This is a genomic window from Pseudocolwellia agarivorans (assembly GCF_002000085.1).
Classification (GTDB): Bacteria; Pseudomonadota; Gammaproteobacteria; order Enterobacterales; family Alteromonadaceae; genus Pseudocolwellia; species Pseudocolwellia agarivorans.
Window position 1 is genome coordinate 324,833 of sequence record NZ_MUZU01000001.1, and the last position, 16,839, is coordinate 341,671.

At 35.3% G+C, this 16,839-nt stretch carries 13 protein-coding genes; 7 read left to right on the forward strand and 6 right to left on the reverse strand.

Annotation, left to right across the window (positions count from 1 at the left end; all coding sequences use genetic code 11):
• Nucleotides 1-14: 14 nt before the first annotated feature.
• Both B0X80_RS01355 and B0X80_RS01360 read right to left on the reverse strand, forming a co-directional pair.
• Entirely contained in the window at nucleotides 15-1,355 is a 1,341-nt protein-coding gene (locus tag B0X80_RS01355) for an NAD(P)/FAD-dependent oxidoreductase (RefSeq protein ID WP_077338041.1), read from the reverse strand.
• A 368-nt stretch (nucleotides 1,356-1,723) separates the two neighbouring features.
• Nucleotides 1,724-3,724, reverse strand: a complete 2,001-nt coding sequence (locus B0X80_RS01360) for a TonB-dependent receptor plug domain-containing protein (RefSeq protein ID WP_077338042.1) — start codon at nucleotides 3,722-3,724, stop codon at nucleotides 1,724-1,726.
• A gap of 69 nt (nucleotides 3,725-3,793) precedes the next feature.
• On the opposite strand from B0X80_RS01360, the gene B0X80_RS01365 reads away from it, so the two are divergent.
• The 6 genes from B0X80_RS01365 to B0X80_RS01390 all read left to right on the forward strand — a co-directional run bounded on the left by B0X80_RS01365 (nucleotide 3,794) and on the right by B0X80_RS01390 (nucleotide 10,911).
• Entirely contained in the window at nucleotides 3,794-4,183 is a 390-nt protein-coding gene (locus tag B0X80_RS01365) for a MerR family transcriptional regulator (RefSeq protein ID WP_077338043.1), read from the forward strand.
• Nucleotides 4,184-4,359: 176 nt separating this feature from the next.
• The gene (gene ettA / locus B0X80_RS01370) at nucleotides 4,360-6,039 is read left to right on the forward strand and encodes an energy-dependent translational throttle protein EttA (protein ID WP_077338044.1); all 1,680 of its coding nucleotides are present in this window, start codon (nucleotides 4,360-4,362) and stop codon (nucleotides 6,037-6,039) included.
• Between the two features lie 133 nt (nucleotides 6,040-6,172).
• Complete coding sequence (locus B0X80_RS01375) at nucleotides 6,173-6,538, forward strand: PilZ domain-containing protein (protein ID WP_077338045.1); 366 nt, start codon at nucleotides 6,173-6,175, stop codon at nucleotides 6,536-6,538.
• A 77-nt stretch (nucleotides 6,539-6,615) separates the two neighbouring features.
• The gene (locus B0X80_RS01380; RefSeq protein WP_077338046.1) at nucleotides 6,616-7,113 is read left to right on the forward strand and encodes a glycine cleavage system transcriptional repressor; all 498 of its coding nucleotides are present in this window, start codon (nucleotides 6,616-6,618) and stop codon (nucleotides 7,111-7,113) included.
• Nucleotides 7,114-7,273: 160 nt separating this feature from the next.
• The gene (gene ppk1, locus B0X80_RS01385; protein ID WP_077338047.1) at nucleotides 7,274-9,382 is read left to right on the forward strand and encodes a polyphosphate kinase 1; all 2,109 of its coding nucleotides are present in this window, start codon (nucleotides 7,274-7,276) and stop codon (nucleotides 9,380-9,382) included.
• 5 nt (nucleotides 9,383-9,387) lie between these two features.
• Nucleotides 9,388-10,911: a Ppx/GppA phosphatase family protein gene (locus B0X80_RS01390; RefSeq protein WP_077338048.1), complete on the forward strand. Its 1,524-nt coding sequence runs from the start codon at nucleotides 9,388-9,390 to the stop codon at nucleotides 10,909-10,911.
• A gap of 74 nt (nucleotides 10,912-10,985) precedes the next feature.
• Here B0X80_RS01390 and B0X80_RS01395 read toward each other — a convergent pair whose 3' ends face one another.
• The 4 genes from B0X80_RS01395 to B0X80_RS01410 all read right to left on the reverse strand — a co-directional run bounded on the left by B0X80_RS01395 (nucleotide 10,986) and on the right by B0X80_RS01410 (nucleotide 15,448).
• Nucleotides 10,986-11,951, reverse strand: coding sequence for a PstS family phosphate ABC transporter substrate-binding protein (locus tag B0X80_RS01395; protein ID WP_077338049.1), 966 nt, complete (start codon nucleotides 11,949-11,951; stop codon nucleotides 10,986-10,988).
• A 270-nt stretch (nucleotides 11,952-12,221) separates the two neighbouring features.
• Nucleotides 12,222-13,529: a phosphate regulon sensor histidine kinase PhoR gene (phoR, locus tag B0X80_RS01400; protein WP_077338050.1), complete on the reverse strand. Its 1,308-nt coding sequence runs from the start codon at nucleotides 13,527-13,529 to the stop codon at nucleotides 12,222-12,224.
• 3 nt (nucleotides 13,530-13,532) lie between these two features.
• Nucleotides 13,533-14,228, reverse strand: coding sequence for a phosphate regulon transcriptional regulator PhoB (phoB, locus tag B0X80_RS01405; protein WP_076418640.1), 696 nt, complete (start codon nucleotides 14,226-14,228; stop codon nucleotides 13,533-13,535).
• A 293-nt stretch (nucleotides 14,229-14,521) separates the two neighbouring features.
• Nucleotides 14,522-15,448, reverse strand: coding sequence for a porin (locus tag B0X80_RS01410; RefSeq protein ID WP_076418641.1), 927 nt, complete (start codon nucleotides 15,446-15,448; stop codon nucleotides 14,522-14,524).
• Between the two features lie 379 nt (nucleotides 15,449-15,827).
• Here B0X80_RS01410 and rdgC point away from each other — a divergent pair, with 379 nt between their 5' ends.
• The gene (gene rdgC / locus B0X80_RS01415) at nucleotides 15,828-16,748 is read left to right on the forward strand and encodes a recombination-associated protein RdgC (RefSeq protein ID WP_077338051.1); all 921 of its coding nucleotides are present in this window, start codon (nucleotides 15,828-15,830) and stop codon (nucleotides 16,746-16,748) included.
• Nucleotides 16,749-16,839: the final 91 nt, after the last annotated feature.

Genomic DNA, 16,839 nt, shown 5'->3' on the forward strand with positions numbered 1-16,839 from the left:
ACCTGATTGTTTTATTACGCAGCTTCACTACGCTGATCTTTATTTTCAGCTTCAATGGCCATAAATTCATGACCTATTAATAACTCAGGCATTGCATGCAATACTTTTTGTTTATTTTGCATCATCTCGAAATACACCATTCCTGAACTGACATCACCAAATAAAACAACACCAACAATAATGTCGTTTTTAATAATAATTTTTCGGTATATGGATGACTTTTGATCGGTAATAACAAAGGTTTGTGTGGTATCAGATGATTCAACAACACCTGCAGAAAACAACTGCACACCCGATACTTTTAACTTTGTTGGCACGGGTGCGTTTTTAAAGGCAGATAATCGGCCAAGACACAATCGCTCAGCCAACGACTTACATTGACTCCAAATAGGATCAACCAACCCAAATGTTGAGTTTTTATGCTGACAACATTCACCTAACGCACTAATATACCTATTGCTTGTTTGCATAAAGTCGTTAACAACAATGGCTCGCTCCGTAATAATATTGGCACTAACTGCTAGCTCTTTATTTGGTGTGATCCCTGTTGCAATAACGGCCATCTCAGCAGTAATTGTTTCTCCATTCGTTAATTCAGCACCTGATAAAATGTTTTCGCCTTCTTTATTAGTGTTGCTAGTAAATTGGGCGACTTCGTGACCTAAAATAAAATTAATATTTTTAGCCGCCATAATATTTTGCAGCATAGTGCCCGACACTTGGTCTAACTGACGATTTAGCAACCATTTATTCCGATGAATTAAGGTAACTTTTACACCACTTATCGCTAAACCGTAAGCCGCTTCTAAACCTAAAAGACCACCGCCAATAACCAACGCTTTTTTATCTTCGCCTTTCAGTGCGGAAGCTTGATTGGCAAAAGACTGAATTTGCTCAGTGTCTTTAATATCTCTAAAGTTAAACAAGCCTTTTACGTTTTGATTTTTAGCCGGAATTTTTGCAGAACGAGAACCCACAGCAAGTACAAGTTCGTCGTATGATATGATTTTTTGATCTTCTAAACTTTCATGGTTTTGGCTGTTTTGTAAGATCAGTTTTTTATTTTCACTGTCTATATGAGAAACATTTGTGCCACTGATAAACTCTATTTGATTATCTTTATACCATTGAGGTGTTTTTTGAATAATACCATCAATCGTTGTTTCACCGGCCAATACAGACGACAACATAATGCGGTTATAACTTCCGTAAGGTTCTTTTCCTATAACCGTAATTTGATATTGACCCGGCGTTCGCTCCAATATTTCGTCTAATAACCTACCCGTCGCCATTCCATTACCGATAATTACTAAAGAGGGTTTTTCAAAAACAGAAGTGTTTTGATTGCGATACATATTGAACCTATAGCCGTATTAAAATTGATACCGACTATGAGATAGCACTATATATGCCACTATAAAAATAGCGAAATAAAAAATTTACACAATAATAAAACCCTATATATAGGCCTTATAAATAAAGGCGTGAGCACTTTAATTCTAGAGAAAAACGAATAAAATATAATATTAAACTGCTAGGTAACAAACATGAATGCACCAATAAAACGCACCATCAGCGTGCACTGTTAACAGGTAAAGACAGCACTTAAATTGATGAAAGGCATTTATCCTAAAATGAAAAAGCTACTATAACGGGTATAGTAGCTTTAAGTTTAAACGATAAATTTATAGGCTATACAGCCTTCAATATTTAATGATCATAATTAGTCGCCAAATTTAATTCTAACACCAGCATTTGCAATAAATCCGTCATTACGAGACCATATGTCTGTTGTCCATTGCCCTGTAGCCGCTCTAGAGGATAGTAATAATGGATGCTCATCTGTTTGTTTTACATCTAATAAGTTTTCTAAATTAATAAACCAACTTACGCGACCAAAGGTCATTTCTCCCATTAAACCTAAGTGCCAATATGGATTCGATTCATCAATATAAGGATTATCATTTAAACGTTGCGGCCCTGTATAATAGGCTTCAAAACCCGCTCTAAAGTTCCCATGTTGTTCCCACATTGCAACAAGGCCAGCGGAATGTTGCGGTGTTAATGCAATTTGTCTTCTGCCTTGTCCATTTGGAGACACCTCTGTCGCATCTAAGTATAAGTAGCTCGCAGTAAGTTTGATATCTTCCCAGTGGTAACGTAGCAAAACTTCTGAACCGCGAATTTTGCTTTCGCCTTCGGTATTTAACAGCCTTACACCATCTAATACATTATTGTTATTCGATGAAAAAGCCTCTAATTTAGCCACGTTATCTACGTTTGAACCAAATAAGGTCAAACTAGTTTCAATATTTTCAAAAGTATAAGTAAAATCAAGAGAGGCTGTTTCAGCTTGCTCTTCTTGTAAATTGTTGATTTTTTCAAGCCTTGATAAACCAACAGCTTCAATTTCTTCAACAAAAGGTGTTGTAGCAAAATAACCACGCCCAAATGAACCTCTTATAGTTAAATCTGAAGGACGATATAACAGCGATATTCTTGGGCTAAATTGCGTGCCATACTCACTGTGTTCATCAACACGAGCGCTATAAGATGTAGTAAGTTGGTCACTCAGTTCATAATCTAATTGGGCGAATATTCCTGGGACTTCATAAGAATAATCAAACTCAGGAAAAATATCAGAAGCGTAAACCTCAGATTGATACGCTATACCAACAACCCAGTCACTCTTATCACTATATCCAGCAAGGCTGCTTTCAAGTAGATAACTTTCGTGTTGATCATCTTCAGTAATTTCACCGTAGCCATGAGTATGATCTTGCACCATGGCCGATGCTCGAGTATTCAAAGTAAGGGAGTCTAAAACGGGCATATTAAAAACTAAACCACTGTCTATACGTTGTGACTCTTGTAATTGCTGATAGAAGCTACCATCAGCAACGGTTCCACCAACTGAATTTCCGCCTACACGTTGCTCAGTCATAACTCCGACTGTTGCATAAAGGGTTTCACCGGCATCGCCTTCCCAAAAAAGTCGAGGTCGAGCGGTATATCTTTCATAATCGGCCAAATCAATCCAGCCATCATTATCAATGTCTTGCGCTTTTTGATAGTGTGCGCCAGCAGTTAATGAACCTTTAAGAGACTTTGTCAATGGTGTTTCAATATACGAGGTAAGATCTTGTCCGTTACGCGTGGTTGCATTGAGTAGCATTTCACCTTTTAGCTCTTCGCCTGGTTTTCTCGATACAAGGTTAATGACGCCACCCAGTGCCGAGCCACCATATAGCGATGAGGCTGAGCCTTTAATAATTTCAACACGACCTAAATCGGTAGGTGGTATTTGCATTAAACCGATAGAAGAAGCTTGATTACCATAAAGCGGTAAACCATCTGCCAATAATTGTGTATAACGACCATACAGCCCCTGCAACCGAATATTGGCACTGCCTAAGGCGGGTGAAGTAGTTTGCATGCGTACGCCACCAGTTTCAGCAACTAACATTGAAATATTGCCCGGGCGCATAGCGGCTTTTTCTTCAATTTCTTCTCGGTTAATAAGCTCTACGCGGATAGGTTGCTCATCTGCAATTCGGCCAGAACGTGTTGCTTGTACAATAATTTTTTCTACTTTATCGGCATGTTCGTGTTCATGCTCATCTTGTTCGTGGTGCTCACCTTCCATTTCAATTCCGCTGGCATAACTCAACGGTAGTAAACTTAAAGTAAAAACAAGTATTGCGGGTGAAGCAGAGTTAAACATAGGTGGTATTTCTTACAAGGTATTATATGATACGCCAAGTTTAAAGGTTACAGCTACTGGAAGGTCAATATGAAAATAAGTGAAATAGCAAGTAAGGTCAATGTGTCAGCAAAAACCATTCGCTATTATGAAGAAGTAGGTTTATTGGAACCTCCTCTAAGAAAAGACAACGGTTATAGGCTATACCACCAGAAAAATGTTGAAACACTCATATTTATTAGGCGATGCAGAGAATTAAATATTGCCATTAGCGATATAAAACTATTAATAGATGTACAGCAAGATCCAAAGGCATCATGTGCTAGCGTAGATAAAATTATTGCGGATCAATTAGCACGTATTCAACAAAGCCAAAGAGAGCTTGCCTTACTAGAACAATCACTTGCTACCTTAGCTGTTTCTTGTAAAAATCATCACGTTGAAGATTGTTGTATTTTACACCAATTAAAATCTCTTTAATGGCGTTTATTTTTATTAACACTTGCTTTGTTTCAATAACAAAGCTGTTATTAAAATACATCTAATCTTCGCCTTAATCTCATTCACAAAATTACTACAATCATATTTGCTTAATCTCCCTCGAATAACCTAAAATACAGGCCATATAATTTCATCTCTAAGCAAAAGGTTTTTCTATGGCTCAACCATTACCAGATAAATTTATCATGTCGATGAACCGCGTATCAAAAGTGGTTCCTCCTAAGCGTACTATTTTAAAAGACATTTCTTTATCGTTTTTCCCTGGCGCTAAAATTGGTGTTTTAGGTTTAAACGGTTCAGGTAAATCAACACTACTTCGTATTATGGCTGGTGTAGATACTGAATTTGAGGGTGAAGCAAAAGCTTTAGCTGGCACTAATATTGGCTACTTACCACAAGAACCTATATTAGATGAAAGCAAAACAGTTCGAGAAGTGGTTGAAGAAGCAGTTTCTGAAGTAAAAAATGCAATAGCGCGTTTAGACCAAGTGTATAACGAATATGCTGAAGAAGGTGCTGATTTTGATGCACTAGCAAAAGAGCAAGGCCAACTTGAAGATATTATTAACAGTCAAGACGGTCATAACATTGATAACGTTTTAGAGCGTGCAGCTGATGCTTTACGTCTACCTGAGTGGGATCAAAAAATAGCCGTATTAAGTGGTGGTGAGCGTCGTCGTGTTGCTTTGTGCCATTTATTATTGCAAAAACCTGATATGTTATTACTTGATGAACCAACCAACCATTTAGATGCTGAATCAGTTGCATGGTTAGAACGTTTCTTACACGAGTACTCTGGTACCGTTGTAGCGATCACTCATGATAGATATTTCTTAGATAACGTTGCCGGCTGGATTTTAGAGTTAGATAGAGGACATGGTATTCCATGGGAAGGTAACTACTCTTCTTGGTTAGAACAAAAAGATGCCCGTTTAGAGCAAGAGAGTAAAGCTGAAAGTGCTTTACAAAAAACCATTAAACAAGAGCTTGAGTGGGTACGTTCAAACCCGAAAGCGCGTCAAACTAAAAGTAAGGCGCGTATGGCTGAGTTTGAAAAGCTTAATAGTCAAGAGTCTCAAAAACGTAATGAAACTAACGAGTTATACATACCACCAGGACCTCGCCTAGGTGATAAAGTATTAGACGTTAAAAACTTAACTAAGTCGTTTGGCGACAGAGTACTGATTGACAATTTAAGCTTTAGTGTTCCTAAAGGCGCGATTGTCGGTATTATCGGTGCCAACGGCGCGGGTAAGTCAACGTTATTTAAAATTCTGTCTGGTGCAGAAGAAGCCAACAGTGGTACAGCAGAGCTAGGCGAAACCGTTAAACTTGCTAGTGTTGATCAATTCAGAGACAACATGGGCGAGAACAATACAGTGTTCCAAGAAATCTCTGAAGGTACCGACATTATAGAAATAGGCACTTACCAAATTCCGGCAAGAGCTTACTGTAGTCGATTTAACTTTAAAGGTAACGACCAACAAAAGTTTATTAAAGACTTATCAGGCGGTGAACGTAACCGTGTACATTTAGCTAAACTGGTTAAAGTGGGTGGTAACTTATTACTACTTGATGAACCAACCAATGATTTAGATGTTGAAACTTTACGTGCTTTAGAAGAAGCTATTTTAGAGTTTCCGGGTTGTGTTATGGTTATTTCGCATGATCGCTGGTTCTTAGACAGAATTGCTACACATATTCTTGATTACCGCGATGAAGGCCAAGTTAACTTCTTCGAAGGTAACTTTACTGAATACGACGAGTGGTTAAAGAAAACGCTTGGCTCTGCCGCAATAGAACCTCATAGAATCAAATACAAAAAAATAGGTTAATAACCTTATAAAACAAGGCACATATCACACGTTATGTGCCTTTATATTTCCCATCTAAGTTTCTAATTTTTGTTTCAAAATTACGCCAAACAAACTATGCTAAAGTGATAAACGCTATTAATTGAGCAAAGTTATGGAAAATAGACGAATTTTTACACGGGTATTATTTTCAATCGATGCAAGGTTGACAATAAATGATGTCGGCTACCCGGTTACCCTTCACGATATTTCATTGTCTGGAGCATTAATAAAATGCAATGTAGACAAACCAACATTAGTAAACCAAACCGGCTTATTACACTTTTCTCTTGATGGTGATGTTTCTCGAGTATCAATGAATATTACTATTGTGCACGAACATAAATCTGAAATAGGATTACGTTGTAATTCTATCGATCTCGACAGTATTTCGATTTTACGTAGGCTTATAGAATTAAATCTTGGCGATAACGACCAGCTTAACAAAGAACTTTCTCAGCTCAGCTACTTTCAAGAGTAAAACATCACGTAAGCTGCATATTTAGCTTTAGCCTTAATAATAAATACAATAAGTGTTTTAAATAAAAAGGAAACAACATGAAAAATTTAATCATTTCTTTTATCAGCTTAGATCGCCCCGGATTAGTTGACACTATTTCAAATGTTGTTCGCCAACATAACGGCAACTGGAAAAGTAGTAGCTTGCACCATATGTCAGGATACTTTTCAGGTTCAATTGAAATCGTAGTGCCTGAGTCTAAAAGCCCTTTATTAATAAACGCACTCAAAGAAATTGATGGTTTAGAAAGTATTATTAAAGTGGCAGACAATGCACAAGATGTTAAACAACCGAGTATTATTCTTGAACTTACTGCAAACGATCGTGAAGGCATTATACAAGAAGTTTCTTCTGTTATTCATAAACAAGGTGGTAACCTATTAAAAGTCGTCAGTAAAACAGAGATTGCCGCTCATAGCGGACAAGAGCTATTTAAAGCCAAAGTGACTGTTGCAGTAGATGACCAAAAAGTTGATGAATTAATTGATGCTATTGAGTGTTTAGCTGACGACCTTATTGTTGATGTATCTCGTTAATTGCTAAGCAACCACGTACTGTCATAAAAATCGTAATAAATCAGTAACAAGAAGCCCATATACTCACCTTTTATGATTGACGAATTATTCAAATCAGACTAATTTATTGTTCTGTTAACAACAAATCAGTCTGTTTGATATTACGATAAAGACGAGCAGTATGACGACATATTTTGATAAAGAATTAAGTTGGTTATCTTTTAACGAAAGAGTATTACAAGAAGCCTCTGACGAAACCGTTCCTATTGTTGATAGAATTCGATTTTTAGGTATATATTCTGCTAACTTAGATGAATTTTTTAGAGTACGAGTTGCCAATATTCGTCGCAGTGCTATTTTAGAATCAGCACAAGAAAATTCAACCAACGAATGGACAACTTTACATACTAATATTATAGAAAAGGTGAATGAATTAACTCGCCGCTTTAAATTTGTAGCCGATACTATTTTTGATGAAATAAAAAAGAAACGTATAAATATCATTTTTAATGATCCAACCAATAGAACCTTTAAAAATAAACTCTCTTCGGTTCAAAAAGAATGGTTAGCCGAATATTTTGACAATCGAATTATTCGTCATATAACACCTATTATTATTAACAACAAAACACAGTTATCTTCATGTATTGATGACGATGCCATTTATTTTCTGGTTTCACTTAATAAAGATGAAAGCAATCAATTTTGTTTAGTTGAAATCCCTCGTTACGATATTGAACGCTTTATCATTTTACCAACTACGTCACCTAATCAAGAAAAACAAATAGTTATGTTAGACGATGTTGTTTTGTTTTTTATCGATAAACTATTTCATGGCGTATTTGACTACGACTCGATTGATGCATATTCAATGAAGTTGACGCGAGATGCTGAATATAATCTAACCGATGAATTAGACGAAAGCTTACTCGATCAAATGTCTAAAGGTATTAAACAACGTTTAAAAGCTGACTTAGTTAGGCTTGTACACGATGAAAAAATGCCGCAATACATGCTACTTTTTCTTCGTAAATCTTTAAAAATAAGAGAGTTGGATAATCTTGTTCCAGGTGTTCGCTATCGTCACTTTAAAGATTTTATAAAATTTCCGAATTTAGGTGATAAATATTTAGTTAAAGAAAAACTAAAAGCCCTAGATGCCCAAAGGTTTGCTCAGTACCCTTCTGTATTTGAGGCTATAACACAAAACGATATATTACTTTACTATCCTTATCATAGGTTTAGACACTTTACTGAGTTTGTTCGCCAAGCCTCTTATGATCCTTTAGTAAAAGAAATTAAAATTAATATTTATCGTGTAGCTAAAAACTCAAGGATTATTCAATCGCTTATTGAAGCCGTTAAAAACGGTAAAAAAGTTACCGTTGTAGTTGAACTAAAAGCGCGTTTTGATGAAGAAGCCAATATTGAATGGGCTAAATTAATGAAGGATGCTGGCATACACGTAGAATTTGGTATTGAAACTCTAAAAATACATTCAAAACTTTGCATTATTATACGTAGTGAAAACGATAAATTAGTTAAATATGCCCACATTGGTACAGGTAACTTTCACGAAAGTAACGCTAGGATCTATACCGACTTTGCCTTATTTACTAAACATAAAGAAATTTGCCAAGAAGTTGATAATGTATTTTCGTTTATTTCTCACAGCTATAAACGCTTTCGGTTTAACCATTTAATTGTATCCCCCTTGACATCAAGAAGACGCTTAAATCAATTGATTGAAAACGAAATACAAACAGCAAAAAATAATAAAAAAGCAGAAATCACTTTAAAACTTAATAATCTCGTAGATGAAAGCTTAATTAACAAACTTTACACAGCAAGCGAAGCTGGCGTAAAAATAAAACTAGTGATCCGAGGTATGTGTTCACTAGTACCTGGCGTAAAAGAATTAAGTAGCAATATTAAAGTCATCTCTATTGTTGATTCATATTTAGAACACCCACGCGTGATGATTTTTCATAACCAAGGAGCTAAACTAGTATTTATTACTTCTGGTGACTGGATGGAGCGTAATATAGATCACCGTGTTGAAGTTGGCTGCCCTATTTACGATGAAACATTAAAACAACGTATCATTCATACCATAGATTTACATTTTAAAGATAATGTTAAAGCTCGTATTATCGATAAAACAAACAGTAATAAATATGTAACAAGTAATAGTAAAACCAAAGTGAGATCACAAATGGCTATTTATGATTATTTAGTTGCAGAAGAAAATAAAGATATTATGATGATAGAAAATATGAAACTGACGTAAATTCTATGAATAACTCTGAACCTGCTTTACACAATGCCGCTGACAACTACTTAGCAGCATTAGATATTGGTTCGAATAGCTTTCACTTTGTTCTTGCTCGCAGTATTAATAATCATATACAAATACTGCACACCGAAAAATACCAAGCTAAACTCGCAGATGGTCTTTCTGAAGATAAAGTATTGTCTTCAGAAGCAATTTCGCGAGGTGTAAATATTTTAGCAAACCTTGCTGCCACAACAGAACATTTAACCAAAGAAAACTTTCGAGCCGTTGCAACTTTTACCTTACGTGAAGCTAAAAACACGGAAGAATTTTTAAAAGAAGCTGCCAAAGTATTCCCTTTCGATATAGAAATTATTTCAGGGCATGAAGAAGCTCGCCTCATTTATCAAGCCGTTAATAATTTAACTCATTCTAAAAGCACACGTTTAGTGATCGATATTGGTGGTGGTAGTACTGAATGCATTATAGGTACAAGCAATCATATTCACGCCTTAGCCAGCTTAACTATGGGCTGTGTTAGCTTTACTCAACAGTTTTTTGCTGAGGGTTTAATTTCTGAAACAGCATTTAAAAAAGCGATTAAAGGGGCAAAACGCGAGATAGACTCTATTATAAAACGTTTTAAAAAATCGCCTTGGCAAGAAGTTATCGGCACATCAGGTACGTTAAAATCTATTTATAAAGTAATTAATCATAAAGAACATATTGATAAACCCGTTACTCTAAAAAAGTTAAACGACTTTAAAAAAGAATTAATTCAATGTGAACATATAAATAACATCAACATTAGTGGCTTAAAAGAAAATAGAGTACCCGTCATTTGTGCAGGTGTAGCAATTACCATCGCGCTAATGGAAACATTACAAATCAATGAGTTTAGCCATTGCCAATATGCACTTAGAGAAGGTGTTTTATTTGAACAACTCGACAATACAGCCAACGAAACAAACAATATACGCAGCCGTACGATTACAAGTTTAATGGAAAGGTTTAGTATTGATGAAAATTACACTAATACAGTAAACGAACAAGCTGTTGCAATATTCAACCAAGTACAACCTAACTGGAAAATGAATAAAAGCACCTATAAAGAGCTTCTAAAAGCAGCAATACAGCTACATGAAATTGGATTAGACATAAACCCTTCAGGCTATCATAAACATGGCGCATATATTCTCTCATACGCTGATTTACCGGGATTCAATCAGGAACAGCAACAAGCATTAGCATGGTTAGTAGGCAATCAACGAAAAAAAATAACACCGATTAATCATTTTCAGTGGTATTTACTTGAACCGAAAAAACTAGAAAAAATATGTGTGATAATCCGCTTAAGTATTTTACTTACTCAACAACGCCATATTAACGACACCTATACCTTAGTGGTTGAAGCAGCTGACGATATATTAAGCTTATCTCTTGATAGTGATTGGCTAATTGAACACCCTATTGTAGATAATGAATTGTTTTATGAGATTGAGCTACTCAAACCTTTAGGGATTGAGCTTTTGATCAAGTCTTAATTTACTTCTCATAATTTAGAACACAAAAAAGCCTGACACTGTCAGGCTTTTCTATTTAAAAGTTATTAAGTTAACTAGTGAGTTAAACCTAACTTTTTAAACTCTTTATCTACAACGCTTCTAGGTAATGGAATATAACCATCTTTTTCTACAATCGTCTGACCTGATTTAGATAAAACCATCTTCAAAAATTCAGCTTCCATAGGCGCTAAAGGCTTATTAGGATGCTTGTTCACGTAAACATATAGAAAGCGTGATAGTGGATACTTTTTAGAAACAGCATTTTCCATATTTGCTTCTACAAAATTATCACCTTTTTTAGAAAGAGGTAATGCACGTACACCAGAAGTTTTATAACCAATACCTGAGTAACCAATACCATTTAAAGACGCAGATACTGACTGTACTACTGATGCTGAACCTGGTTGCTCATTTACTGTATTTTTGAAGTCACCTTTACACAAGGCTTTCTTTTTAAAGTAACCGTATGTTCCAGATACTGAATTACGACCGTATAATTGAACATCTTTACCAGTCCAGTCACCTGTTAAGCCTAGGTCACCCCAACGATCGACATTTTTATCAGCGCCACATTTTCTGTTGTTAGAAAAGATCGCATCAACTTGGTCAATTCGTAGACCCTTAATTGGATTATCTTTATGAACAAATACCGCTAACGCATCAATAGCTACACGAACAGCTGTAGGCTTGTAACCATATCTTTTTTCGAATGCTTCTATTTCTCTAGACTTCATTGTACGGCTCATTGGCCCTAAGTTTGAAGTAGCTTCCGTTAATGCAGGAGGAGCAGTAGAAGAACCCGCTGCTTGTATTTGAACGTTTACATTTGGGTAAGTACGTTTAAATTCTTCAGCCCAAAAAGTCATCATATTAGCTAAAGTATCTGAACCTACTGATGAAAGGTTGCCTGAAACACCACTTACTTTTTTGTATTCTGGTAATGTATTATCAACTGCTAAAGTTGAAAAACTAACTAAGCTTGTAAAACTTAAAATGCTTAAAGCACGTTTAAAACCCATGTCACTCTCCGACGAATGTTGTTATATATAATTGATTGCGATCTAGTATATAAACGCAATGTAAAAATTATAGGGCGCTTATGTGACAGTTAAATGACAAATGAAACAAAAAAGAAATAAATTAGAAACAAAAAGGAAATGTATTTGTAATAATAGATTATTATAAAGATGAGCGAACACCTATACTTAAGGTACTATGAACACCAACTCCATGATAAAAAGTATAAAACAGTCAAGACTATCAAATATAATAATAAGCTAAGTAGTATTTTAGTTAACTAAAGAAACCATACTTTTAGTATCAAAGTAAATAATAAACTCACTGCCCTTCCCTAAGTCACTCTTAATATTAAGTTCAGCGTGGTGATGATTAAGAACATGTTTAACAATGGCAAGTCCTAAACCAGAGCCTCCTGTATCACGAGATCTTGATTTATCTACGCGATAAAAACGTTCGGTTAAACGGTTAATATGCTGTTTACTAATACCAGGACCGTCATCCTTCACACTATACATCATTCTATTACCCGATTTTTTCCAGGTAACATGAATATTTCCATTAGATTCAGTGTAACCAATAGCATTAGACAACAAATTAGAAAATGCACTTTTCAACTCAGTATCAAACCCTAACAAACCAAAGGAGCTATCGATTTCGGTTGTTATGGTGTGTTTTTTATCTTGATTTAACCATTGTGAATCTTCAACTAAATCTTCTATTAACTCAGGCACATTAACTAAATGTTGATCATGGTTATCAATATTAATTTCTGTTCGTGATAAAACTAAAAGTTGCTCAACTAACCGATCCATTCGTGAAACTTGAGATTCGATAGTCGCAAAAGTTTTTTTCCAATGGGGATTAAAAGTTTCTTCTTCCATTTGGATCATTTCAACATAACCTCTCACTACGGTTAGAGGTGTTTTTAGTTCATGCGAAACATTAGCAACAAAGTCTCGGCGCATTTCTTCTAAACGACGAATTTTACTCACATCACGCGCTATAAAAAGTAAATGCTCTGTTCCGTAAGCCATAAATCGAAGTTCTAAATGAATTTCATGATTAACAGGAGAAACAATATGACAAGGTGTATCCCAATTATGTGCATCAAGATATTTAGAAAACTCAGGAAAGCGAATTAAGTTATCGATACGCTGACCAACATCGCCTGAAGTACGCACACCTAATAGTTTTTGCGCTTTTTTATTGCCCCATTGAATAATAAAGTCTTTAGATAACACTAAAGCTGCGTCAGGTAACGCCTCTGCACCATCTCTAAATTGACGAAGTTTATCATTCAATTTTTTTTGTTTTTGGCGATGTCTTTTTATTTGTCGGTATAATCCATTATAAATATCCCCCCAAACACCATCAGCTTGTGGTGGAGAAATGGCTTTACTTTGCCATATCCAATTAATAAATTCGTACAAATGACGGTAGTGCCAAGCTATAACCGTAAGACTGCATAATGCTAAAGCGGCCCAAACACTACCTAGTAAATACCCGAGTAAAACACTTAATGAAAGCCAAGTACCTAATCGTAAAAATAAAGTACGAATAATTAATTTAAAATGCATAGTTTATGACGATAATTTTCCAGAAAAACGATAGCCAGAACCGCGAACCGTTTGAATAAAGTTTTCATGACCTTGCCCGGTGATTGCTTTACGTAATCGCCTAATATGAACATCTACTGTTCTGTCTTCAACATACACGTTAGTTCCCCAAACATTATCGAGTAACTGTTCACGACTATAAACGCGTTCGGTATGTGTCATAAAAAAATGTAATAAACGGAATTCGGTTGGACCTAAGTCTAAATTGCTATCATGAATAGAAACACGATGAGAAACAGGATCTAATTTCATACCATGAAATTCAATCTCTTCTTCTAAAGATGTAGGAGATACTCTTCTGATAACCGCTTTTATACGAGCAATAAGCTCTTTCGGCGAAAAAGGTTTAGTTACGTAGTCGTCTACTCCGGCTTCAAAGCCTTTCACTTTATCTTCTTCGTCCCCCCTGGCAGTTAACATAATAATAGGGATATTACGTGTGTATTCGTTTTGTTTAAGTGATTTTGCTAGTTTAACCCCGGTGCCGCCTGGCAACATCCAATCTAATAAAATAAGATCAGGATAAGGTTCAACAACTTTTTTTGTTGCTTGTTCAAAGTCTTCAGCTTCAACGACATTAAATCCGTTTTGTTCTAAAACAAATGTAATCATATCTCTGATCGGCGTTTCGTCTTCGACAACTAAAATACGTCTGCTCATAAAATTCCTGCTATGTTTCAAAAAGCGGTCAATATAACCATGTTAAATTTACCTCTTAATTAAAAACGTAAAAGAAGTAACAATATTCATACCCGTTACCATTCAAGATACTTATTTCAGACTTTTATCTGGAATAACAACCGGTATATATGTTCATTGTGCTAAATTTAAGTGACACTTTTATGACAAAACGAGAGATTAAGTGAATAATATCAAGAAGAACTGTAGTTCACTATCTTTTAATCATAAAAAAGCCGCATTTAATGCGGCTTTTATCAAGTTAATACCATTAACTAAAAATTATATTCAATACCGACCGCTAGATATTCTTTATCTACTTGGCTATCCAAATCAAAATTGGTGTAAAAAGCAAAAAGTTTGGTACTTTTAGCTAAAGCATAGTCAACCCCCAAAGTAATGCCAGATTGATCATCCCCCTCTTTAAAGTTAGCGGTTTGTATTTGACCTTTGTACGTTACTTTATTAACAGAATACTTAGCCGATACCATTAAACCATCCATTTCAGCCGAGCCATCTATTCTTTCTTGTGTTTGTAGCATAGCGCCTAACGTAACACCTGAAACTTTACCTTGTACCGTTGCACGCACTACGTCGTATCCGTTAACTTCTGAATCCATTGCAACAGAAGCAAAAACTTTTGATTTTTTAAGTTTAGTATCACCATATGCAACAGATAAAGAGTACGCGTTGTCCGCTTCAATACTATCTTCTGCAATATAAGTAACGCCTAGTTGAATACCTGAAAACTTAGGCGACTTATATGTAACCGTGTCAGCCATACGGTTTTCACCTTTCCATAAATTTTTAATGTCACCATTTAAATCACTAAAAAGGTCAACTTTACCTTGCGACTGCTTTAAAACCGTATCATTTTTACCTAATAACACTTCACCAAAGGTACCACGCAAACCTATGTATTGATTACGATCGGTAATGCTATCCCCTTTAGCACTATCACCATCAAGGTCTACCTGAAATTCAGCTTTATAAACAACTTCAAGCCCTTCTTCTAATTCATGAGTACCTTTAACACCAATACGTGACGCATTGCTTTTTACTTCAGTAAAAGAACCTTTGCCATCATCTGAAGACTGAACCGTAACGTTAGCTTTTCCGTAGATAGTAACGTCTGCAGCATATGTTGTTATTGATAACGAAGATAAAACAGCAATGGCAAGTATATTATGTGTAAGTTTCATGTTGTGCCTTAAATTGTTTGAAAGTGTATTATTTAATGGGGTGTATTTTGCCGTCCTTTTGTGACAAATTTATTACAATGCGACAAAAACTTTAAAGTTTTATTACATTACCATTAAAAATTTATTTCTTTTTGGTTTCTTTTTTATGACTAAACAAAGAAAAACCTGTTTTATATTTATCGTTTTTTTATTTCTTTATTATGATCAGTTTTTCTTCTTTTTATCGCTAAATTTCAATGTAACCATAGTCGTTAAAAAATAAAATGACAAATAAGTGAATCTTAAAAGGACTTTTCAATGAATAACCTAATCAATTAAGCTATTATTACCCACTTTCTTCACTCAACATCCCTATAAATATGGGGCAGGATTATTATCAATGTGGTTTAAGAACCTTTATTTTTTTGCTTTCACGCGCCCTTTTGAATGGTCTGAACAAGATATAGAAAAACGACTTTCTGAGCACTTATTCACGCCTTGTGCTTCTACAGAACAATCTCATTTTGGTTGGGTAAACGCATTAGGTAAGCACGGCGATACTATTGTGCATGGCGTTAACAATAATTTTTTATTATGTGCTAGAAAAGAAGAAAAAATTCTTCCAGCTCCAGTAATTAAAGATCAATTAGAAGCTAAAATAGCGTTGCATGAACAAGAACATTCGCGTTCAGCAACTAAAAAAGAAAAAGAACAATTTAAAGAAGATATTATTTTTGAATTACTACCTCGCGCCTTTTCACGTGTAACCGATACACATGCCTATGTAAGCCCTGAACATAACATTATTGTTATTAATACGGGGTCAAGAGGTAAAGCAGAAGATTTTCTTGCTTTATTACGTAAAGCGCTTGGCACATTACCTGTTACTTCTGTATCACCTGAAAAAGCACCAGATGAAGTAATGACAGATTGGGTAGCAGGTACTGAACTTGGCGACAACTTTAATTTGGGTATGGAAGCTGAATTTAATGCGCTTGGTGATGACGGTGCTGTGGTACGCGTTAAAAATCAAGACCTAGCAAGCGATGAAATAAAAGCGCATTTAGATGCTGATAAGTACGTAGTAAAGGTTGCTTTAGAATGGGACGACGCAATCTCGTTTATTTTATGTGATGATTTAGCCATTAAACGCTTAAAGTTTTTTGATGTATTACAAGAGCAAAACGATGATATTGATAGCGATGATATTATTGCTAAGTTAGATGCTGATTTCTCGTTAATGGCAGGTGAAATCAACCGATTAATTGATGATTTATTAAAAGAGTTTTCAGTAAAAACAACTGATTACTTAGAAAGCTAAAAACTTATAATTACCTTAACGGTAAAGCAAGTTAACAAATAATAAAGACCGATATTACATTATAATATCGGTTTTTTTATGTCGTTTTTTA